This is a genomic window from Pseudomonas sp. 10C3 (genome assembly GCF_036346185.1).
Lineage (GTDB): Bacteria > Pseudomonadota > Gammaproteobacteria > Pseudomonadales > Pseudomonadaceae > Aquipseudomonas.
The window spans coordinates 202,731-224,880 of sequence record NZ_JASJVE010000003.1; the positions used below are offsets into that span (position 1 = coordinate 202,731).

Genomic DNA, 22,150 nt, shown 5'->3' on the forward strand with positions numbered 1-22,150 from the left:
GTATGTCTGCAGCCAATAATAAACCTATCGATATCAAGAAAAGCCTGGTTGACGCCATTCTGGCCGGGCTGATCTCCCTGATTGTGTTCGGCCCGGTTGTCGGCGTGGTGCTCGATGGCTATAGCTACAACCTGCAACCCACCCGTGTGGCGTGGATGGTCGGGATTGTCATGGTCGGGCGTTTTTTCTTGAGCCTGTTTCTGCAAACTGCACAGGGCCTGAAAGTACTGCAAGGGTTCGAAGTCACCGGCTCAGGCGTGCATGTGCGGGCACCTGACCACAAGTCAAAGCTGTACTGGGTCATTCCGCTGCTGATCGTGATTGCCATCATCTTCCCGATCTTCGCCAACAAGTACCTGCTGACAGTGGTGATTCTCGGCCTGATCTACGTATTGCTGGGCCTTGGCCTCAATATCGTGGTCGGTCTGGCCGGTCTGCTCGACTTGGGTTATGTGGCGTTCTATGCCATTGGTGCCTATGGCCTGGCGCTGGGTTATCACTACCTTGGGCTGGGGTTCTGGACGGTCCTGCCGCTGGCGGCCATCACGGCTGCGCTGGCCGGATGCATACTTGGCTTCCCGGTATTACGAATGCACGGTGACTATCTCGCCATCGTGACCCTGGGCTTCGGTGAAATCATTCGTCTGGTGCTGACCAACTGGCTGTCTTTTACCGGCGGACCGAACGGCATGCCGGTGCCATCGCCGACCTTTCTCGGCCTGGAGTTCGGGCGGGTGGCCAAGGATGGTGGGATACCTTTCCACCAGTTCTTCGGGACTGAATACAACCCGAACCTGAAATTCCTGTTCATTTACACCGTGCTGTTCCTGGTGGTCCTGCTGGTGCTCTACGTCAAACATCGCCTGACTCGCATGCCGGTCGGTCGTGCGTGGGAAGCGCTGCGTGAAGATGAAATCGCCTGCCGCTCCATGGGCCTGAACCATGTTCTGGTGAAGCTCTCTGCGTTCACTATCGGTGCGTCCACTGCCGGTTTGGCGGGTGTGTTTTTCGCCAGCTATCAGGGGTTCGTCAACCCGACGTCGTTCTCCTTCTTCGAGTCGGCGCTGATCCTCGCCATTGTGGTGCTGGGGGGCATGGGCTCGACCATCGGTGTGGTGATTGCGGCATTCGTTCTGACCGTCGCCCCGGAACTGCTGCGCAGCTTCTCGGAATACCGTGTGTTGTTGTTCGGCATCCTGATGGTGTTGATGATGATCTGGAGACCGCGTGGCTTGATCCGTATCAGCCGGACCGGTATTACCCCGCGTAAAGGAGTGGCGCCATGAGCGATGAAGTCATTCTTTCGGTAGAGAACCTGATGATGCACTTTGGTGGGATCAAGGCGCTCAGCGACGTCAGCCTGAAGGTCAAGCGCAACTCGATCTTCGCCTTGATCGGGCCTAACGGTGCCGGCAAAACCACGGTGTTCAACTGCCTGACCGGTTTCTACAAAGCCTCGGGCGGTCGGATCGAGCTGAATGCCCGCGGCACCCGTACCAATATCATCCAGTTGCTGGGTGAGTCCTTTCGCGCCACTGATTTCGTCGCGCCAAAAGCCTTCGCCAGCCGTCTGTTCTACAAAATGTTCGGCGGCACGCACCTGGTGAATCGTGCCGGTCTGGCACGCACATTCCAGAACATCCGCTTGTTCAAGGAAATGTCGGTACTGGAAAACCTGCTGGTGGCTCAGCACATGTGGGTCAACCGCAGCATGGTGGCCGGGATTCTCAACACCAAGGGCTACCGCAAAGCTGAAAGCGATGCCCTGGACCATGCTTTCTACTGGCTGGAAGTGGTGGACCTGGTGGACTGCGCCAACCGTCTTGCGGGCGAGCTGTCCTACGGCCAGCAACGGCGTCTGGAAATCGCCCGGGCCATGTGCACACGGCCGCAGATCATTTGCCTGGACGAACCGGCTGCGGGCCTCAACCCGCAGGAAACCGAAGCCTTGAGCAAAATGATTCGGTTGCTGCGCGACGAACACGACCTGACAGTGGTGTTGATCGAGCACGACATGGGCATGGTCATGAGTATTTCCGATTACATCGTGGTCCTCGACCATGGCAACGTGATCGCCGAAGGTGGCCCCGATCAGATCCGCCACGACCCGAAAGTGATTGCCGCGTACCTGGGCGCTGATGAAGAGGAGTTGGTATGAGCGAACCGATCCTCGAACTGAAAGAGATCGATGTGTTTTACGGGCCGATCCAGGCCCTGAAAAAAGTGTCATTGCACATCAACGAAGGTGAAACCGTCAGCCTGATCGGCTCCAACGGTGCCGGCAAGTCGACCCTGTTGATGTCGATCTTCGGCCAGCCACGGGCCGCCAGTGGGCAGATCATTTATCGCGGCGTCGACATCACGCAGAAGTCTTCGCACTACATCGCCTCCAATGGCATTGCGCAGTCGCCAGAAGGGCGGCGGGTGTTTCCCGACATGTCAGTCGAGGAGAACCTGCTGATGGGCACCATTCCGATTGGCGACAAGTTCGCCACGCAAGACATGCAACACATGTTCGACCTGTTCCCACGGCTCAAGGAGCGCCGTAATCAGCGCGCCATGACCATGTCCGGTGGTGAGCAGCAAATGCTCGCCATCGCTCGCGCATTGATGAGCCGACCCAAACTGCTGCTGCTCGATGAGCCGTCGCTGGGGCTGGCGCCGATCGTGGTCAAGCAGATCTTCCAGACCCTGCGTGAACTGGCCTCCAGCGGAATGACGATCTTCCTGGTGGAACAGAACGCCAACCACGCGCTGAAGCTCTCTGATCGCGCTTACGTGATGGTTAACGGTGAGATCCGCCTGACAGGTACCGGGCAGGAGTTGTTGGTCAACGATGAGGTCAGGAACGCTTATCTCGGCGGTCACTGATCCGCACTCAAACAGGCTGTAAATACCAAGCGCGCCCCGGGTGAATTCACTCGGGGCGCGCTTTTTTCAAATTGTGGAAAACAATTTTCACAAGCTCTGAAAGCGCGGCATAAAGCCGCTGCAAATAGTTGTTTTGTCACGCTTTTGACTTGTCCAAGATTGCTGTGGAAGCGGCTGTGGGTAACATGGGAGTAGCTGGCTGAAGCCCTTGTTGTACGCGGGCTGTAGAAGGTTGGTTGTTTTTTGATCAGTGGTTTTTACGCGAGCTCCAGTGCGTTCTGTCAACGTTTATATAGCTGGTTATTCATACAGCTAATTTATCGGTGCAACCTGTGGATAAGTCTGTGGGCAAGCACTGGAAAGGTTCGGCTAAGGGCCGTAGTTACTGGCATGGGGCCTTCACCTGCAGTTTTGGCCTGGCCGGCTGATTTTTGCCTGCTACACGCGCGGATCCCAGGGTCAAGTGAAAAACTTCCGATATCCGCACGCTGGCCCTGAATTGGCGGGTTTGAGCGAATGTGCACTTGCCCCCAAAGACTGTGGGTCTGGCTGTGGATAAGGTGGGTAAAACCCAGTGCAGCCCATATGGAACGTGGCTTTGCCTCGATAGAGTGTTTTTTGTACAGTCGCAGCCAGCGCAGAAGGCTGATTTATCCCCAAAGGGTTGCTGGAAACCCGCTTGGGCGGGCATTCTGCTGACCTGTTTCCCTTATCCGTCATCATGGCTGCGCTACGTTCAAGCCAAATCAGGAGAAAGACATGACTTCCACTGTGTTCATTACCGGTGCCACTTCCGGCTTTGGCGAAGCGTGCGCCCGTCGATTTGCCGACGCTGGCTGGTCGCTGGTGCTGACGGGCCGTCGTGAGGAGCGCCTTGACGCGCTGTGCGCCGAGTTGTCCAAGCAGACCAAAGTCCATGGCCTGGTGCTGGACGTACGCGACCGTCAGGCCATGGAGAGCGCTATCGAGGGCCTGCCGGCTGAGTTCGCGACCCTGCGCGCGCTGATCAATAACGCCGGTTTGGCACTGGGTGTGGACCCAGCGCCGAAATGCGATCTGGATGACTGGGACACCATGGTCGACACCAACATCAAGGGCCTGCTGTACAGCACCCGTTTGTTGCTGCCACGGTTGATCGCTCACGGGCGTGGGGCCGGGATCATCAACCTGGGCTCCATCGCGGGCAATTATCCGTACCCGGGCAGTCACGTGTATGGCGCGTCCAAAGCGTTCGTCAAACAGTTTTCGTTGAACCTGCGCTGCGACCTGGTAGGCACTGGCGTGCGTGTGACCAACATCGAGCCGGGCCTGTGCGAAAGCGAGTTCTCGCTGGTGCGTTTCGCCGGTGACAAGGCGCGTTATGACGCCACGTACGCTGGTGCCGAGCCGATCCAGCCACAGGATATCGCCGAGACCATCTTCTGGGTGCTGAACACGCCTGCGCACATCAACATCAACAGCCTTGAGTTGATGCCGGTGAGCCAGACTTGGGCTGGTTTTTCGATTGATCGCAGCCGGGGCTGAGTCAGCGGCTGCACATCGTTTATGGCGTGCTCAACCCAGGCAAACCGGTTGACCCACAATTTGCGCTTGCGCGGTGAGGGTCAAGACGGAATCTACAGATTCTTTGCCAGAGAAGGCGGTGTCAGGGTTGGCCGAAATACTCAGCCAATCCGCTGTAGCAGGTCGCCAGGTGATAGGGCGTGGTCGACGGCATATCGTTGCGGCTGACCTTGCCATCGGCATCCAGGCATTCATGCCAGCCTGCCGGGTGCAGAAAGCGTTGTTGCAGGGCCACCAGTTGGCGCGCCAGTAATGCATCGCTGTCAGGCCGCAAGGTCAATGCCCGCAGGTATTCGGCCTGCGCCCAGATTCGCTGGGTGCCATCGCGCACCGCGCCGTTCACTTCCAGCATTGCCTTGACCGCACCTGTTTGCAGGTCGACGCCATGTTGCTCGGTAAATGCGAACGCTCGGCTCAGCGATGCGTGCAGGGGACTGTTGCGCAGCAGTGGTGAGGACTCCAGCAAGAAAAACCATTCGAACTGATGCCCCGGTTCGAACCAGTTATTCACAGCCTCCGTCGGTTTTTCCAGTATTACGCCGTGCACCGGGTCGATGAATCGCTGCTGCATCGCGGCGACCAACGCGGCCAATGCTGCTTGAGTGGGCAGGTCTTCGCGCACTGACACCGTGGCGAGGAAGGCCTCGGCCAGATGCATCAATGGGTTCTGCAGTGGACCACTGTCGAGGAACGACCAATCCTGACCGAGACAGGCTTCGTATAGCCCGTCGCCATTGGTGAAGCGCTCGGCCACCACGTTCAGGGCAGCATTGAGTACCGATTCGACCAGCGGATCGCGCACTTTGGCCCAGTAATGAGCGCAGGCGAAAATGATGAACGCGTGGGTGTACAGGTCTTTGCACCGATCCAGAGGCCCACCTTGTGGATCGATGCTGTAAAACCAGCCACCGTATTCGGCATCATGGAAATGCTGCTGCAAAGAGCGGAACAGCGCTGCGGCATGGACACGTGCATCCGGCGTCGAGGGTTGATCGATCAGGCTGGAGAACAGATACAACTGCCGTGCACACGCCATGGCGCGATAGCGCTTGGGAGGCAACGGCTGATGATCGGCGTCCACGGCCTCATAGGGCAGCGCCAGCGCCGCATTCCAGCCAGAACCTAGCCAGAGCGGCACGATTACCTGCTGGAAATGTAGCTGCACGGCAGCGAATACAGGGGTCAATTCAGGCTTGGAGGCAGAGCTGGAAACATCGGGCATCGGCTGGCGTCACGGCTAGGGCGTTTGCGCGACATGGTAACGCAACGGTGTATTGGGCACACCGTGTTGACCCATTCGCGAATAAATTCGCCCCCACAAAAAAATAGGCGATCTGTGGGGGGATTCGCGAAAGTGCCAACTCATGCGCGTCAGATCACGCCACCTGAGTCAACAGGCCCTGGCGCTCGATGAAGGCAATGATCTGCTCAAGACCCAAGCCGGTTTTCTGGTTGCTGAAGACGAAGGGTTTATCACCGCGCATCTTTTTCGTGTCGCGGTCCATTATTTCCAGCGATGCGCCTACCAGCGGGGCGAGGTCGACCTTGTTGATCACCAGTAAATCCGACTTGCAGATACCGGGGCCGCCCTTGCGTGGCAGTTTGTCGCCGGCCGAGACGTCGATCACATAGAGGGTCAGGTCCGACAGCTCGGGGCTGAAGGTGGCGGACAGGTTATCGCCACCGGATTCGACGATGATCAGGTCCAGTCCCGGAAAGCGTCGGTTCAACTGATCCACCGCTTCCAGATTGATCGAGGCATCTTCGCGAATGGCTGTGTGTGGGCAGCCGCCTGTTTCGACGCCGATGATCCGCTCGGGCGCGAGGGCTTCATTGCGTACCAGAAAGTCGGCGTCTTCACGGGTGTAGATATCGTTGGTGACCACGGCCAGGTTGTAACGGTCGCGCAGGGCCAGGCACAGGGCCAGAGTCAGGGCAGTCTTGCCGGAACCGACCGGGCCACCGATGCCGACACGCAGGGGTTGGCTGTTCATAATGTTCTCCATTGAGCGCTACAAGGCTCTTCACAAAAAAAGATCAGGACCGAAACAGTCGGCTGTATTGACGTTCATGGGCCATGCTCGCCAGCGAGAGGCCGAAGGCGGCGCTGCCGTAATGTCGGGGCTCGGTTGTGGCGGCCTGTTGTTGGGCCTGTTGCAGCAAGGGCAACAGCTCGCTGGTCAGGCGTTGCGCAGCTTGCTGGCCCATCGGCAGGGTTTTCATCAGCACGGCCAGTTGGTTTTCCAGCCAGCTCCATAACCACGCGGCCAAGGCGTCTTGCGGGCTGATTTGCCAGGCACGGGCAGCCAAGGCCCAGCCTAATGCGAAGTGCACCTCTGGCAGTTGCACAAGGAACGCCCGGGCCGGTTGATCCAGTTCAGGCAGACCGTTGAGCAGCTGTTGCAGGGAATAGCCCATCTGCCGGCTTTCCTGATAGAACTCGCGGGTTTCCCGACTGGCGCGGTGTTCCTGGCTCAGCTGGAATAATTGGCCCCAATCGTCCTGTGCCGCTGCGGTGCAGTGGGCCAGCAATAATGGCGCTTCGAAACGCGCCAGATTGAGCAACAGTTGATCGCCTATCCAGCGTCGAGCGCTGCCGGAGTCGGCGACCAACGCTTGCTCGACCGCCATTTCCAGACCTTGCGAATAGCTGTAACCGCCAATCGGCAGCTGCGGACTGGCCAGACGCAGCAGCGCCCAGGCGTTGTTCACGTACGCACGCCAAATTGGTGCATGCGTGGCGGGTAATTAAACTCTTCTTCGCCCGCTCGCGAATGGTGATGGCCGCCACCATAAGCGCCATGCTCGGGTTGGAACGGGGCCTCAATGGATTCGGTGGTTGCGCCGAGCTGGTCGAGCATGGCCTTGAGTACATAGTCATCAAGCAGGCGCAACCAGCCATCGCCTACTTGCAGGGCGACATGTCGATTACCTAGGTGATACGCGGCGCGGGTCAGCTCATAAGCGTTGGAACAGGTAACGTGCAGCAGTCGTTCAGGCCGGGCGCACACGCGAACGATGCGCCCGTCCTCGGCTTGCAGGCACTCACCGTCGCGCAGGGGCGGCTGACCGCGCTCGAGAAATAGCCCAACGTCTTCACCCTCGGCACTGAAGCAACGCAGGCGGCTTTTACTGCGCGCCTCGAAATTCAAATGCAGCTCGGCAGCCCATGTGGCTTGAGGATCGATTCTTCGATGAATCACCAGCATCAGAGTGCTTCCAGCTAAGTGCGATGCAGTAGGCAGAGCAAGGTGCTTGCCAACAGTGATCGTGTGGGGGTTTGCTGACAGAGAGTGCTGCATCTGCGTGCAGATAGCACGCAGAGGGGCACCCTATTGGTGCGTAGCACTGATTGGGGCGCTATTGCGGGTCACTCGGTACTGCCAAGCCCTTGCCAATGGTTGGCGCCGATAAAGATGAAGCGCAACTGCTGGGTGATTTTAGCTCTAGGCGTCAGGTGTTCGGCAAGGTTCTCGGCGGGTGGGTCGATCAGCTCTGGGAGCATGGCGAAGACGCTTTTCACCACCAGATCGGCCATGACAGACAGGTCATCAGGGTTGAGGTGTCGCAATTTTGGCATCCCCGCCAAGTCAGTGGCGAGGTCAGCGCTGATGCCTTCACGCAGGGCGCCCAGCGCCTGACGCACTTGAAGCGAGCCCCCATATTGTTCGCGGGCCAGAAACAGAAACTGTGAGCGGTTGGCGGCAACCACCTCGAGAAAGATTTTCACCGACGCGTCAATGATCCCGGTCGCCACGAAGGTGTTGTGCCGCACCAGCCGAATGGTTTCGCGAAAGGTTTCGCCCACTTCGCAGACCAAGGTCAGGCCCAGTTGATCCATGTCCTCGAAATGCCGGTAGAATCCGGTCGGCACGATGCCCGCTGCTTTGGCCACTTCACGCAGGCTCAGGCTGCCGAATCCTCGGCCGCTCTCCATCAAGCTGCGAGCGGCGTCGAGCAAGGCGTGACGGGTTTGTTGTTTCTGTTCGGCGCGGAGCAGCATGGGGCAGCAGATATCTGAAAGGAGACTGCTCGGCACTCTATCAAATGAACTTCGCATGCGTCGAATCGACCGCTGCAAAAGTGAATATCAGTCAACAGCAGGAATCCGCTGACAGTGAGCCGGCTAAACGATCAGAACCGCCTTCAGTGCTCGGCTGAGTGAGCAGACTGGCGTTGACGTCATCGAATCGAATTCAGCTTATTTGCCACGTTGACCAAACCTGAGCGGCTTTTTCCAGTCGAACAGCAAAGTCGTTCGGAGGCGCGTCCCTACATATGTGGGCGTGTTACCGCTATCAGGAGAATCGTGCAATGACGCGCGGCAGTAAAATTTTTAGCGGTATTAGTGCCACGCTGTTGGTGTTGTTGGCCGTTCTGGGCATTGTGATTGCGACGTTCGATTGGAACCGAATCAAACCGACCCTCAACGAAAAAGTCTCTGAGGCCCTGCATCGACCCTTTGCAATCAATGGCAATCTCGCGGTGCAATGGCAGCGTGAACCTGACCAAGGCGGTTGGCGCGCCTGGTTGCCGTGGCCGCATTTCGTCGCTGAAGACCTGACGCTAGGCAATCCGGACTGGTCGAAAAGTCCGCAGATGGTCATCCTCAAGCGTGTTGAGTTTCGTTTGGCACTCCTGCCGTTGTTGCTTCAACAGGTTGTGATCCCGCGAATCGATTTAACCGGGCCCGATGCGAAGCTGGAACGCCTGGCCGATGGCCGCGCCAACTGGACCTTCGACTTGCCCAAGGTCGACGCAAACGCCGAGCCTTCGAAGTGGGTGATCGACATCGGTACGATTGGCTTTGATAAAGGACTGGTCAGTCTCAATGACCAGCGCCTCAAAACGCAAGTCGAACTGGTCATTGATCTGTTGGGCAAACCCATCCCGTTTAGCGATATCGTCGGCAGTGGCCAGGCGAAAAAAATCCACGATCAGGGCGTCGTGCCGCAGGATTACACCTTTGGCCTGACGGTCAAAGGGCAGTATCACGGCCAGAAACTCAGTGGCACCGGCAAAGTCGGTGGGTTGCTGGCGCTCAAAGACGCAACACAACCTTTCCCGCTGCAAGCCGATCTGCAGATTGCCGACACCCATATTGCGGTTGCCGGCACCCTGACCGACCCGCAAAACCTGGGTGCGCTGGACCTGCGCCTGAAGCTCGCGGGCAGCAGCCTGGCTAACCTGTACCCGCTGACCGGTGTCACGTTGCCGGACTCGCCAGCCTATGCCACCGACGGTCATCTGGTTGCCAAACTGCATGAGCCCGAGGGCGCGTCGTTTCGGTACGAGGGCTTCAACGGCAAGATCGGCAACAGCGATATCCAGGGTGATCTCGGTTATGCCGCCAGCCAGCCGCGTCCGAAGCTGACCGGGACCCTTGTGTCCAACCAGTTACTGCTGGCCGATCTGGCGCCATTGATTGGTGCCGACTCCAATGCCGCGCAGAAAAAGCGCGGGGGCGACAGCAAGCAACCTGTAGGCAAGGTGCTACCCGTTGAAGCGTTCCGCACCGAGCGCTGGCGCGATATGGATGCCGACGTCGAGTTCACCGGTAAGAAAATTGTCCAGAGCACAGACTTGCCGTTCACTGACCTGTACACCCACGTGGTGCTCGACGACGGCCAGTTGAGCCTGCAACCCCTGCGCTTTGGCGTGGCGGGCGGCAAGCTGGACGCGGACATTCGTCTGGACGGACGTGCCACGCCGCTGCAAGGGCGGGCGAAGCTCACCGCGCGTAACTTCAAACTCAAGCAGCTTTTTCCGACATTCGAGCCCATGAAAACCAGCTTCGGCGAGCTGAATGGTGACGCAGACATCAGCGGGCGCGGCAATTCGATAGCCGCGTTGCTGGGAACGTCCAATGGTGATCTGAAAATGTTGGTCAACGACGGCGCCATCAGCCGTGGGTTGATGGAGATCGCCGGGCTCAACGTCGGCAACTATGTGGTCGGCAAGATGTTTGGCGACCAGACAGTGAAGATCAATTGTGCCGCAGCTGATCTGGGGATCAAGAACGGCCTCGCCACAACCCGGTTGTTCGTGTTCGACACCGAGAACGCGATCGTCTACATCGATGGCACGGCGAACTTCCGCAGCGAGCAGCTGGATCTGAAGATCAATCCGGAATCCAAGGGCATGCGCGTGTTTTCGTTGCGTTCGCCCCTGTATGTCCGCGGGCCGTTCGCCAAGCCTGACGCCGGTGTTGAGACCGGGCCGCTGCTATTAAGAGGGGCGGGGATGGTGCTGTTGGGGGCGGTCATGGGACCCGCTGCCGGTTTGCTCGCCCTGGTGGCGCCTAGCGGAGGCGAACCGAATCAATGCGCACCGTTGCTGGAACAGATGAAAGCGGGCAAGGCACCGAAGACGGTGAAGTGAATTAGACAGATCGCATTCTCTGGTGGATGCCGCCCGGTCTCCGACGCCGCGCTGTCGCGCAGCAGACTGAGTCTCGATTCTGCCCAGAGGGAGTGGGAGCTGACTTGTCTGCGAAGAAACCGGGGTGCGCTCGACTCGGCACGACCTTCCTGAAGTGGTGAATTCAACCATTTTGCGACTGCTGCGCAGCCGATTCGCAGACAAGTCAGCTCCCACGAAGTAAATCACCTACTTTACCGTGGGAGCCGGGGGACGCTTACAAATCTTTCAAAATATCCGCCATGTCATCGGCGTGCTCTTCTTCCTGAGCAAGGATCACTTCGAAAATACGCCGGGTGGTCGGGTCCTGTTCGCCGATGTATTGAATGATTTCGCGATAGCTGTCGATGGCGATCCGCTCGGCGACCAGGTCCTCGTAGACCATTTCCTTAAGCGTGTTGCCGGCGACGTACTGTGCGTGGGAGTTTTTCGACAGGGTGTCGGGATTGAATTCCGGTTCGCCGCCCAACTGTACGATCCGCTCCGCCAGCAGGTCCGCATGCTCGGCCTCTTGCTGAGCGTGCTCGAGGAACTCGGTGGCCGCGACGTTAGCTTTCAGGCCTTTGGCCATGTAGTAGTGGCGCTTGTAGCGCAGGATGCACACCAGTTCTGTGGCCAGTGACTCGTTGAGCAAACGCAATACGGTTTCACGGTCAGCGCTGTAACCCTCGGTTACGGCACCGTTTTCCACATTCACGCGCGCACGTTGGCGCAAGCTGCTCACATCTGATAATTGCTGCTCGTTGCTCATCATCAATCTCCAGGGCTAATCCGGTTTCCGTCTCGCTTTCGAGAGCTGCCCGTTAAAACCTTCAAATGGGTACTCCGGCGTGATCGGTACGTAGTTGAGAGTGATGAACAACGAGAAAGTTTTATTGAGATGGGGGTGATTGGTCCATTGCCAGTTTCAATTGGACACGAGACAGTGAGCCCGCATTGCGCAGGTACCGTTAAGGTTGAAGTCCTCTCTGCAAAGGATCCGGGTTTATGACGCAAGAGTTGGCGACGCGTTATCCGCTGGTGATGGTTCCGGGTTTATTAGGGTTTGTCCGGGTGGTGGTGTACCCCTACTGGTTCGGGATCGTGTCGAGGTTGCGGCAGGGTGGGGCCAAGGTCTTCCCGGTGAGGGTGTCTGCAGTCAATTCCACAGAAGTGTGCGGCGAACAATTGCTGCAACAGATCGAGCGAATACTGCGCGAAACGGGAGCGGCCAAGGTCAACCTGATTGGCCATAGTCAGGGCGCACTGACCAGTCGCTACGCCGCAGCGAAACGCCCGGATCTGGTGGCGTCCGTGACCTCGGTCGCGGGCCCCAACCATGGCTCGGAGCTGGCGGATTACCTGGGACGAAGCTTCCCTCCCGGCACGGTCCGACGACGCTTGCTCAACGGCGTCATGCGCCTGATGGCCGGGCTGATGCGCCTGTTGGAGACCGGCTATCGCGGGCCGAAGTTGCCGACCGATGTCGATGCGTCTCACCAATCGCTGACCACCGAAGGCGTGTCGCTGTTCAACCGCCGCTGCCCGCAAGGCTTGCCCGAGACGTGGGGCGGGCAGGGCGAAGAGTCGGTCAACGGTGTGCGTTATTACTCGTGGTCTGGCACGTTGCAGCCAGGGCGCAGTGATCGCGGACGTAATCGTCTGGACGGTACCAACGTCACCTGCCGCCTGTTTGCCCGGACCTTTACCCGAGAACGCGGGCATTGCGACGGTATGGTCGGGCGTTTCAGTTCGCACCTGGGGACGGTCATCGGCGATGACTATCCGCTCGACCATTTCGACATCGTTAACCAGACACTCGGGCTGGTGGGCAAGGGGGCTGATCCGGTGCGGTTGTTCACCGAGCATGCCGAGCGTCTCAAAGCTGCAGGGCTATAAGGCTGCTGATGGGGCCCGCAAGGGTGTTTTCCAGCGTTCCGCCAGCACCACGCCGCCCAGCGTCAGCGCACCACCGAGCAAGTGATACAGGGCCAGACGTTCGCCCAGCACTGCAGCGGCAATCAGTGCGGTGATGATCGGCAACAGGTTGAAAAATAACGTCGTGCGACTCGGGCCCAGACGGCTGATGGCGTGCATCCACATCAGCGGGGCCAGCATCGAGGTCGGAATGCAGGCATACAAAATCAAAGGGATATTGCTCGGGCTCAGCCCTGCTTTGGGCGACAGTATAAACAGCGGCAGCAGAACAATAATCGCCACCAACACTTGCAGGTACAGCAGTTGCAGGGGCGGCATGCGCAATTGCCACTTTTTGAGCAGCGTGCTGTAGACCGCATACGCCAGGGTCGCGACCAGCATCATTGCGTCGCCCATGTTCACACCCTGCTCGATCAAGGTACTCAGGTTGCCCGCTGAAATCACCACCAAGACCCCGCCAAACGACAGCACCGCACCCACCAGCGCCCCTGCGGTCAGGCGATTACCGAGACTGGTGATCGACAGCGTCAGGGCCATCATCGGCATCAGCGACAGAATGATCCCCATGTTGGTGGCCGAGGTCAGGGTCGCGGCGAAGTACGCCAGGCTTTGATACACCGCCATGCCGAGCACGCCGAGGATGAAAACTTTCCCCAGGTTGGGTTTTATCATCGTCCAGTTGCTCAGCACTGGTTTGAGCATGAAGGGCGTGAACAGGATCCCGGCCAGCACCCAGCGATAGAAACCGATCTCGGCGGGGAAGATCACCCCCACGGCCAATTTGTTGACGACGGTATTGCCGGCCCAGATCAAAATGGCCAATAACGGATACAGGTATTGCATGAGGACAACCACAACAGAAATGAGGCTGGATTATCCCCTGTCTGGATCGATGGCTATACTCTGTTTCAGACAATATCCCCTTGAATACAGACAGCATGAACAACAAGCTTTTAAGCATTCCAGACTTTTCCGGGCTGCCGTCCCCGGTTTACCTGCGTCACGACGAGTTCGGCGCTGACACTCACAGTGCGTCGCACAGCCACGCCTGGGGCCAGCTCAACTTTGTCGCCCATGGGGTGATGGAACTGGATATCGCCGGGCAGCGCTTTATCTCGCCACCGCACTATGCCGTGTGGATACCCCCCACTACCGAACACAGTTGCTACAACCGCCAGGCTATCGTTTATCGCTCGGTCTATCTCGCCCTCGAACATTGCGCCAGTTTACCGAGCGAGCCGTGCACGCTGGTGATCAGCGATATTCTCAAAGCGATCCTCAATGACTTTGCGGAACGGGACGTGAAAATCCCTGAGCGCGAAGCTGATATCCGGTTGGCGCAAGTGGTGGTCGATCAATTGCGCGTGGCGCAGGTGCAAACGCGTTATCTGCCTTATGCACAAAGCCCAGGGCTGCACAGCGTGCTCCAGGCCTTGCAGGCCGATCCCGGGGATAATAGGCCCTTGGTCGAGTGGGCGCGTGAGGTGCATGTCAGTGAACGGACATTAGCGCGCTTGTGCCTGCGCGAGCTGGGGATGAGCTTCGGTGACTGGCGTCAGCGCATGCGATTTCTGGCGGCCATCGAGGCGCTGGAAGGACGTCGCTCTGTGCAGGAAATCGCTTTCGATATGGGCTACAGCAGTGCCTCGGCGTTTATCTCGATGTTCCAGCGTCTGGCCGGATGTACGCCCGAGCAGTATCGGCGGCAGGCAAAAAAAGCCTGATAGACAGATGCCGTAACACATGGCGGAGCGTTGGCTACACTTCAACGCGAACCGTGCTGCCCGGTGCGGTAATCAGGAGAAAACTCCATGAAGATGCTGCATATACCTTTGCTGATCGTGGGTGTGTTGATGTGTGCCCAAGGATTCGCCGCCACAGAACAACAGAACAAGATGGCCGCGTGCAATGCGGACCCCCAGGCGAAAACCCTAAAGGGCGATGAGCGCAAAGCGTTCATGAGCAATTGCCTGAAGGCGTCACCCGCACCGGCAGCCAAGGCGGTCACGCCTCAGCAACAGAAAATGAAAGACTGCAATGCCGATCCTCAGGCGAAAGCGCTGAAGGGTGATGAGCGCAAAGCATTCATGAGCCAGTGTCTCAAAAAATAATCGACAACCGGCTGCCATGACAGGCACAGCGGTACGTCCAGCGCATTTAAACCTGCGATTGCCGGCCTTGATTCGGGTCGTCATCGCCGGCGTGGTCGGCTGATCATCGGCACGGCTATCGGATCGCTGGTCCTCGACCCCGAACGCTGGCAGACTGCCCACCTTTTCGAGCCGTTCGTTTTGGGGCTGTCATGCCAACGTTTTCTCCGCGTCACGTGTTGTTGGCCAGTTGGATCATCATTTTTTGCGGTTTGTTACTGGTCTTGCCGTTCAAACTGCTACCGAGTCTATTGGCTGGGTTGCTGGTGTACGAGCTGGTCAACATGCTCACACCGAAGCTGCAGCGTCTGATTGCAGGAGATCGTGCGCGCTGGCTGGCGGTGGCGTTGCTGGGCACGCTGGTGGTCAGTGTGCTGGCCTTGCTGTTTGCAGGCGCGATCAGTTTCTTGCTGCACGAAGCAGAAAATCCTGGCGCATCGCTGGATAAATTCATGATTCTGGTGGACCGCGCTCGCGGGCAACTGCCACCGTTCATCGACAGTTATCTGCCCGCCAGCGCCGCCGAGTTCCGTGTGTCGCTGGGTGCCTGGCTGGCGAAGCATGTGGGCGAGTTACAGCTGCTAGGCAAGGGCGCGGCGCACATGTTTGTCACGCTGCTGATCGGTATGGTGTTGGGGGCGATCATCGCCTTGCAGCAGGTGAGCGACGTTCACAAGCGCAAACCGCTGGCGGCGGCGCTGTTCGATCGTCTGAGTTTTTTGAGTCAGGCCTTTCGTAATATCGTTTTCGCGCAGATCAAGATTTCCCTGCTGAACACCGCGTTTACCGGGATCTTTCTGGCGGTGGTCATGCCGTTGTTCGGGGTTCACCTGCCGCTGACCAAAACGCTGATCATCCTCACCTTCCTGCTTGGCCTGCTGCCGGTGGTGGGGAATCTGATGTCCAACACGCTGATCTTCATTGTCGGTATGTCGCTGTCGATCTGGGTGGCCGCAGCGGCACTGGGTTATCTGATCGTGATCCACAAGCTCGAGTACTTCCTCAACGCGCGGATCGTCGGCGGCCAGATCAGTGCCAAATCGTGGGAATTGTTACTGGCGATGCTGATCTTTGAAGCAGCCTTCGGCCTGCCCGGCGTTGTGGCCGGGCCGATTTATTACGCGTATTTGAAAAGTGAGTTGAGGGGTGTCGGGCTGGTTTAGCGCGGTATCAGATCGACCGTTTCGGGCCATTTGCGAATGAGTTCACTCCCACAGAAGCATGCGATCTTCTGTGTGAGCCAACTGTCTGACTGAATCAGCCGTAGCGCTTCTTGGCTTCGATCGCCAAGCCGCTGCCGATGCTGCCGAAGATGTTGCCTTCCACATGGCGGGCGTTGGGCAGCATGGCCGAGACGCTGTTGCGCAACGCCGGAATGCCGCTCGAGCCGCCGGTGAAGAACACCGTATCAACCTGATCGACACTCACGCCCGCATCATTAAGCAGCTTCGACACGCTGTTGCGCACCCGCGTCAGCAATGCGCCGATGGCTGACTCGAACAACGCCCGGCTCAGTTCCACGCTCAAGCCAGGCTGAATCCGGTCCAGCGCAAGATGGCGGCTTTCTTCGTGGGTCAGCTGGATCTTGGTTTCTTCCACTTCCATCGCCAGCCAATGCCCGGCGCGCTGCTCGATCAGCTTGAACAGGCGGTCGATGCCGCTGGTGTCCTCGATGTCGTAACGCATGCTGCCTAACGCCAGCTGGGATTTCTGCGAGTACACGGCATTGATGGTGTGCCAGGTCGCCAGGTTCATGTGGTGGCTGGTGGGCATGTAGGCCTGACTCTTCATCCGGCTGCCGTAACCGAACAGCGGCATCACGCCTTGCAGGCTCAGTTGCTTGTCGAAATCAGTCCCGCCGACGTGTACGCCGCCGGTGGCGAGAATGTCGTCGTGACGGTCGGCGATGAAGCGCCGGTCCGGCGACAGGCGTACCAACGAGAAGTCCGAGGTACCACCGCCAATGTCGACGATCAATACCAATTCTTCGCGCTCGATGGTCGACTCGTAGTCGAACGCCGCTGCGATGGGTTCGTACTGGAAGGAGACTTCCTTGAAGCCAATCTTGTGGGCGACTTCCACCAGGGTGTCTTCGGCTTCCTGGTCGGCGGCGGCGTCGTCATCGACAAAATGCACCGGGCGGCCCAGTACCACTTCATCGAACGCGCGGTCGGCGGTGACCTCGGCGCGTTTTTTCAGCTCACCGATAAACAACCCCAACAGGTCCTTGAACGGCATGGCCGTGCCCAGAACGCTGGTGTCGTGTTTGATCAGTTTGGAGCCCAACAGGCTTTTCAGCGAGCGCATCAGGCGGCCTTCATAGCCGTCCAGGTACTCGTGCAGTGCCAGACGGCCATACACCGGGCGGCGTTCTTCCATGTTGAAGAACACCACCGAAGGCAATGTAATTTTGTTGTCTTCCAGCGCGATAAGCGATTCCATGCCAGGGCGCAGCCAGCCGACAGTGGAGTTGGACGTGCCGAAGTCGATACCGCAGGCACGGGCTGGAGATTCGTTTTTCATGTGTTCCATGTTCCAGTTAAAAAACGGCCGCGCAGTGTATGTCAGCGCACCGCAGATGCGTAGGGCAAACGTCGGTTAGATGCAGTTAAATGCTGATTTTGAGGATCGATCCGTGCGCAAGGCTTGAACTGGCCGCACTTGCCCCCAATCTTGCGGGTATTGCCTGGCGCCTGAGCGGTTTATAAGCTGAACTCATCACGGGAGTCCGCTCGTCAGCCGCTAAGCTTGCAACGTTAATCGATCCAAACGCGCCGAATGAGAGGATGCTATGCGCAGAGCATGGGCGTTTCGGGGCTAAGCTGAATAAATTTGGGGAGGGTGACCGTTAGATGGACTTCAAAGACTACTACAAGATTCTTGGCGTAGAGCCGACGGCGGACGACAAGGCGATCAAGACCGCGTACCGCAAAATGGCGCGCAAGTATCACCCTGATGTCAGCAAAGAAGTGGGCGCAGAAGCCAAGTTCAAAGAGGCTTCAGAGGCTTATGAAGTCCTCAAAAGCGCGGAGAAACGCGCCGAATACGATGACCTGCGCAAGTACGGCCAGCAGGGCCGTCCATTCCAGGGGCCGCCTGGGTGGCAGGGTCGTGGTGCGCCTCAAGGTGGTTTCGGGGATGAAGCCGGGGGCGATTTTTCAGACTTTTTCAGCTCGATCTTTGGTGGTCGGGCTCAGCAAGGCCGTGCGCACAGCGCCGGTCGCCGTGGACAGGATGTAGAGATGGAACTTCCGATCTTCCTTGAAGAAACCCTGTCGACCGAATCGAAACAGGTCAGCTTCAAGGTCGCGCAACACAGCGCTGACGGCCAGCGTATGCCGGACATCACCAAGACCCTGAACGTGAAAATCCCGGCCGGTGTCGCCGACGGTGAGCGTATCCGCCTAAAAGGGCAGGGCGCGCCGGGTGTGGGCGGTGCGGCCAACGGTGATCTGTACCTGATCATCCGTCTGGCACCTCATCCGTTGTTCGATGTCGAAGGTCATGACCTGATCATCACCGTACCGTTGACCCCATGGGAAGCTGCTCTGGGTGCCAAAGTCGCGGTGCCGACCCTGACTGGCAAGATCCACCTGACCATCCGGCCGGACAGCCAGAGCGGTCAGCGCTTACGCGTCAAAGGCAATGGTTTGGTCGACAAAAAGGGGCTGCGGGGTGATCTCTACGCCCAGCTTAAAGTCGTCATGCCCACGTTTTCTGACGAAGAAACCAAGGCGATTTGGCAAAGCCTGGCTGAAAAAGCCGCCTTTGATCCGCGGGTCCAATGGAGTAACTGATCATGAGCAGCACCCTGATCGTAGAGCTGGATATGAAGGAATTCTGTCAGGTAACCGAGATACCGGCTGCCTACGTGATCGAAATCGTCGAACACGGCATCCTCGAACCTCAGGGGCAAAAGCCGGATGACTGGTTGTTCGACGCCCACGCCCTGGCGGTCGCCAAGCGAGCGCTGAAATTGCAGCGTGACTTGGATCTGGAATGGCAAGGGGTGGCTGTGGCGCTGGATCTGTTGGACGAAGTCGAGCTTTTACGGGCCGAGAACCGCATGCTCAAGCAGCGCTTGGGGCGGTTTTTGCTGGAGTAGTCTGGAACTCTCGCCAACGAGGCTGTGCGGCCCGGATGTTCCTACAGTAGTTCACGTTCCCACTGTAGGAGCCAACGTGTTGGCGAAGCGCTCAATCAGGCACTCAATGCTTCGGTAAAGTCACCGTAAACGTCGTGCCATCGTCACTGTTCGACGTGACCTTGATACTGCCCTGATGGGCATTGACCACTTCCCTGACGATAAACAGCCCCAGCCCAAGGCTGGTCGATGGTTGGCCGACGACTTCGCTGGCGCTGCGTACCAGCGGGTCGAAAATCGTTGCGATCGCATCCTCCGCAATAGGCTCGCCGAAGTTGTGCATGAGCAGGGTAACGTCGTGCTCATCGGCAGTGAGGGTCAGGCTGATTTTGCGGTTGTTGGAGCCGTGCTGTAGCGCATTGCCAATCAGGTTTTGCAGCAATTGATCGATGCGCCCGCGATCCCATTCACCGTGGGTATCACCGCTGACCACAAGACTTGGATCGCAGTGCGGCTGACCGGCGCAGGCTTCTGCGATGGCCTCGCGACAGGCGCTGGCCATGTCCATGGGCTTACGCTCGACCGGCAAGCTGGCACCCAGACGGCTGCGCACGAACTCGAGTAAATCCCGAACCATCGCCCCCATGTGCCGGGTGCCACCTTTAATGCGTGCCACATAAGCCTGCGCGCTTTCATCGAGGTCGAGCTTACGCGCCAGCAGTTCTGTGGACATGCTGACCGCTTGCAAAGGCGTGCGCAGATCATGTCCCAGAATCGCCAGGAAGATATCCCGTGAGCGTGTCACTTGCTCGGCATAGGCCGCGGTGGACTCGGCCAGCGCTTCATCGATGGCTTCGTTGAAGCGAATCATGTCTTGAAAGTACGTCAGATCTGGCGACTCCAGACTGGCGACCCATAATCGAATCACGCTGGCACGCAAATGACGAAATTCAGACGTCATCTGCACTAAATCAAAGCCTACGTTATGACGCAACTCGCCATGGCTGGCGGCTGCCTGATCCAGTGTCGGGGATTTTTCCGGGCCTTCGCCTTTCGCTTTGGCCGCCTGTTCGCTTGCAGTCTGCGAGGTGGTCATGTCCCGGGCGGCCGCCAGCAGAATCGTTTTGGCGTGGTCACGTAGCTCGATTCGGTTCATCGAGTCGGCTGCAGGCTTTATGGTTTTTGCGAACTTTTCCCACTCATCGACTATACGGTCAACCTGTTGGACGATGAATTCAGAGAGGCGCATGGCCGGTTACCTTGCTGGGCAGCTATAAATGAGGTGGCGCATCTTAGCGTCTTTGTCTCGTTTCAAGCACTGCCAGGTTCCGGGCGGCCTGTTAACGCTTCAAAACAGGCCGCATCGAAACCAACGGCATCAGAATAGAAAGTACCGTTGTGCCATGGGCAACACTGCAGCGGGTTCGCACCACAACAACACGCCATCGGCCTTGACCTGATACGTCTGTGGATCGACGTCGATTTTTGGCAGGTAGTCATTGTGGATAAGATCGGTTTTTTTTACGTTGCGACAGCCCTTTACCACGCTGATTTTCTTTTTCAGGCCCAGTGATTCGGGGATCCCGGCATCAAGCGCCGCCTGGCTGATGAAGGTCAGGCTGGTGGCGTGCAGCGAGCCACCGTAACTGGCGAACATAGGTCGGTAATGCACGGGCTGCGGCGTCGGAATCGAGGCGTTGGCATCGCCCATCAGGCTGGCGGCGATGGCGCCACCTTTCAGAATCAGGCTGGGTTTTACCCCGAAGAACGCAGGACGCCACAGCACCAGATCGGCCCATTTACCCACTTCGATCGAGCCCACTTCATGGCTGATGCCGTGGGTAATCGCCGGGTTGATGGTGTATTTGGCGATGTAACGTTTGGCGCGGAAGTTGTCGTTGCCGGGGCCGTCTTCAGGCAGCGGGCCGCGCTGCTTCTTCATTTTGTCGGCGGTTTGCCAGGTGCGCATGATCACTTCGCCGACGCGGCCCATGGCCTGGCTGTCGGAGCTGATCATCGAGAACGCGCCGAGGTCGTGCAGGATGTCCTCCGCGGCGATGGTTTCGCGGCGGATGCGGCTTTCGGCGAACGCCACGTCTTCGGCAATACTCGGGTCCAGGTGATGGCAAACCATCAGCATGTCCAGGTGTTCGTCGATGGTGTTTTTGGTGAACGGACGGGTCGGGTTGGTCGAACTGGGCAATACATTCGCAAAGCCGCAGGCCTTGATGATGTCCGGGGCATGGCCGCCACCCGCGCCTTCGGTGTGATAGGTGTGAATGGTGCGGCCCTTGAACGCGGCCAACGTGGTTTCCACAAAGCCGGATTCGTTGAGCGTGTCGGTGTGGATCGCCACCTGCACATCGTATTGATCGGCCACGCTCAGGCAGTTGTCGATGGCGGCCGGCGTGGTGCCCCAGTCTTCGTGCAGCTTGAGGCCAATGGCCCCGGCCTTGACTTGCTCGATCAGGGGTTCGGGCAGGCTGACATTGCCCTTGCCGGTGAAACCGATGTTCATCGGGAAGGCATCGGCAGCTTGCAGCATGCGCGCCAGATGCCACGGCCCTGGGGTGACCGTGGTCGCATTGGTGCCCGTGGCCGGGCCGGTGCCGCCGCCAATCATGGTGGTCACGCCGCTCATCAAGGCTTCTTCGATCTGCTGCGGGCAGATGAAGTGGATATGGGTGTCGACGCCACCGGCAGTCAGGATCATGCCTTCGCCAGCAATCACTTCGGTGCTGGCGCCGACCGCGATGGTGACGTCAGGCTGGATATCCGGATTGCCGGCTTTGCCGATGGCGGCAATGCGTCCGTTCTTCAGGCCAACATCTGCTTTGACGATGCCCCAGTGGTCGATGATCAGGGCGTTGGTAATCAAGGTATCGACGACCTCGGCCGCCAGCAATTGGCCCTGGCCCATGCCGTCACGAATGACTTTGCCTCCGCCAAACTTCACTTCCTCCCCATAGGTGGTGAAATCTTTCTCGACTTCGATCCACAGCTCGGTATCGGCCAGCCGCACGCGGTCGCCAACGGTGGGGCCGAACATGTCGGCGTAGGCTTGTCTGGAAATCTTCATGGCGATCCCTTGGTTCGTTCGGTGCCTGTACCGGCCTCTTCGCGGACAAGTCCGCTCCTACAGGTG

At 58.4% G+C, this 22,150-nt stretch carries 21 protein-coding genes; 11 read left to right on the top strand and 10 right to left on the bottom strand.

The annotated features are described in order from the left end of the window. Positions 1-2: 2 nt before the first annotated feature. The 4 genes from livM (at position 3) to QN399_RS04275 (ending at position 4,395) form a co-directional block, all read left to right on the top strand. Positions 3-1,286, top strand: coding sequence for a high-affinity branched-chain amino acid ABC transporter permease LivM (gene livM, locus QN399_RS04260; protein ID WP_322177597.1), 1,284 nt, complete (start codon positions 3-5; stop codon positions 1,284-1,286). Continuing rightward, positions 1,283-2,158: an ATP-binding cassette domain-containing protein gene (locus tag QN399_RS04265; RefSeq protein WP_322277981.1), complete on the top strand. Its 876-nt coding sequence runs from the start codon at positions 1,283-1,285 to the stop codon at positions 2,156-2,158. The genes livM and QN399_RS04265 overlap by 4 nt, the downstream gene beginning before the upstream one ends. After that, positions 2,155-2,871 (top strand): ABC transporter ATP-binding protein, encoded by a 717-nt coding sequence (locus QN399_RS04270; RefSeq protein WP_322177599.1) that lies wholly within the window; start codon positions 2,155-2,157, stop codon positions 2,869-2,871. Before QN399_RS04265 ends, QN399_RS04270 begins: the two co-directional genes overlap by 4 nt. A gap of 759 nt (positions 2,872-3,630) precedes the next feature. After that, entirely contained in the window at positions 3,631-4,395 is a 765-nt protein-coding gene (locus QN399_RS04275) for an SDR family oxidoreductase (RefSeq protein WP_322277984.1), read from the top strand. A 121-nt stretch (positions 4,396-4,516) separates the two neighbouring features. On the opposite strand, the gene QN399_RS04280 is transcribed toward QN399_RS04275, so the two are convergent. The 5 genes from QN399_RS04280 to QN399_RS04300 all read right to left on the bottom strand — a co-directional run bounded on the left by QN399_RS04280 (position 4,517) and on the right by QN399_RS04300 (position 8,437). Beyond that, positions 4,517-5,656: an AGE family epimerase/isomerase gene (locus QN399_RS04280; protein ID WP_322177601.1), complete on the bottom strand. Its 1,140-nt coding sequence runs from the start codon at positions 5,654-5,656 to the stop codon at positions 4,517-4,519. A 154-nt stretch (positions 5,657-5,810) separates the two neighbouring features. Beyond that, positions 5,811-6,428 (bottom strand): urease accessory protein UreG, encoded by a 618-nt coding sequence (ureG, locus tag QN399_RS04285; RefSeq protein WP_322177602.1) that lies wholly within the window; start codon positions 6,426-6,428, stop codon positions 5,811-5,813. A 43-nt stretch (positions 6,429-6,471) separates the two neighbouring features. Then, positions 6,472-7,146, bottom strand: coding sequence for an urease accessory UreF family protein (locus QN399_RS04290; protein WP_322177603.1), 675 nt, complete (start codon positions 7,144-7,146; stop codon positions 6,472-6,474). Continuing rightward, positions 7,143-7,643: an urease accessory protein UreE gene (gene ureE, locus QN399_RS04295; RefSeq protein ID WP_322277986.1), complete on the bottom strand. Its 501-nt coding sequence runs from the start codon at positions 7,641-7,643 to the stop codon at positions 7,143-7,145. The genes QN399_RS04290 and ureE overlap by 4 nt, the downstream gene beginning before the upstream one ends. A gap of 161 nt (positions 7,644-7,804) precedes the next feature. Beyond that, entirely contained in the window at positions 7,805-8,437 is a 633-nt protein-coding gene (locus QN399_RS04300; protein ID WP_322177605.1) for a TetR family transcriptional regulator, read from the bottom strand. Positions 8,438-8,748: 311 nt separating this feature from the next. Here QN399_RS04300 and QN399_RS04305 point away from each other — a divergent pair, with 311 nt between their 5' ends. After that, positions 8,749-10,815, top strand: coding sequence for an AsmA family protein (locus tag QN399_RS04305; protein WP_322177606.1), 2,067 nt, complete (start codon positions 8,749-8,751; stop codon positions 10,813-10,815). 256 nt (positions 10,816-11,071) lie between these two features. Here QN399_RS04305 and QN399_RS04310 read toward each other — a convergent pair whose 3' ends face one another. Beyond that, a complete protein-coding gene (locus tag QN399_RS04310; protein ID WP_219062474.1) occupies positions 11,072-11,608 on the bottom strand; it encodes a bacterioferritin in 537 nt (178 codons plus the stop codon). A gap of 233 nt (positions 11,609-11,841) precedes the next feature. On the opposite strand from QN399_RS04310, the gene QN399_RS04315 reads away from it, so the two are divergent. Next, positions 11,842-12,732: a triacylglycerol lipase gene (locus QN399_RS04315; RefSeq protein WP_322177607.1), complete on the top strand. Its 891-nt coding sequence runs from the start codon at positions 11,842-11,844 to the stop codon at positions 12,730-12,732. On the opposite strand, the gene QN399_RS04320 is transcribed toward QN399_RS04315, so the two are convergent. Beyond that, positions 12,727-13,614: a DMT family transporter gene (locus QN399_RS04320; protein ID WP_322177608.1), complete on the bottom strand. Its 888-nt coding sequence runs from the start codon at positions 13,612-13,614 to the stop codon at positions 12,727-12,729. The two genes, QN399_RS04315 and QN399_RS04320, sit on opposite strands and share 6 nt — an antisense overlap. Positions 13,615-13,709: 95 nt before the next feature. On the opposite strand from QN399_RS04320, the gene QN399_RS04325 reads away from it, so the two are divergent. The 3 genes from QN399_RS04325 (at position 13,710) to QN399_RS04335 (ending at position 16,084) form a co-directional block, all read left to right on the top strand. Then, positions 13,710-14,495 carry a helix-turn-helix transcriptional regulator gene (locus QN399_RS04325; RefSeq protein ID WP_322277989.1) on the top strand — a complete coding sequence of 262 codons (786 nt, stop codon included), beginning with the start codon at positions 13,710-13,712 and terminating at the stop codon, positions 14,493-14,495. 87 nt (positions 14,496-14,582) lie between these two features. Next, complete coding sequence (locus tag QN399_RS04330; protein WP_322177610.1) at positions 14,583-14,882, top strand: PsiF family protein; 300 nt, start codon at positions 14,583-14,585, stop codon at positions 14,880-14,882. Between the two features lie 191 nt (positions 14,883-15,073). After that, the gene (locus QN399_RS04335; protein ID WP_322177611.1) at positions 15,074-16,084 is read left to right on the top strand and encodes a hypothetical protein; all 1,011 of its coding nucleotides are present in this window, start codon (positions 15,074-15,076) and stop codon (positions 16,082-16,084) included. A 94-nt stretch (positions 16,085-16,178) separates the two neighbouring features. Here the strand turns inward: QN399_RS04335 and QN399_RS04340 are convergent, their stop codons facing one another. Continuing rightward, entirely contained in the window at positions 16,179-17,444 is a 1,266-nt protein-coding gene (locus QN399_RS04340; protein ID WP_322177612.1) for an Hsp70 family protein, read from the bottom strand. 329 nt (positions 17,445-17,773) lie between these two features. Here QN399_RS04340 and cbpA point away from each other — a divergent pair, with 329 nt between their 5' ends. Both cbpA and QN399_RS04350 read left to right on the top strand, forming a co-directional pair. Then, complete coding sequence (gene cbpA / locus QN399_RS04345) at positions 17,774-18,718, top strand: curved DNA-binding protein (protein ID WP_322177613.1); 945 nt, start codon at positions 17,774-17,776, stop codon at positions 18,716-18,718. Positions 18,719-18,720: 2 nt separating this feature from the next. Then, complete coding sequence (locus QN399_RS04350; RefSeq protein ID WP_322177614.1) at positions 18,721-19,026, top strand: chaperone modulator CbpM; 306 nt, start codon at positions 18,721-18,723, stop codon at positions 19,024-19,026. Positions 19,027-19,129: 103 nt separating this feature from the next. Here the strand turns inward: QN399_RS04350 and QN399_RS04355 are convergent, their stop codons facing one another. Continuing rightward, a complete protein-coding gene (locus tag QN399_RS04355) occupies positions 19,130-20,254 on the bottom strand; it encodes a HAMP domain-containing sensor histidine kinase (RefSeq protein ID WP_330200597.1) in 1,125 nt (374 codons plus the stop codon). A 129-nt stretch (positions 20,255-20,383) separates the two neighbouring features. Continuing rightward, positions 20,384-22,084: an urease subunit alpha gene (gene ureC, locus QN399_RS04360; protein WP_330200598.1), complete on the bottom strand. Its 1,701-nt coding sequence runs from the start codon at positions 22,082-22,084 to the stop codon at positions 20,384-20,386. Positions 22,085-22,150: the final 66 nt, after the last annotated feature.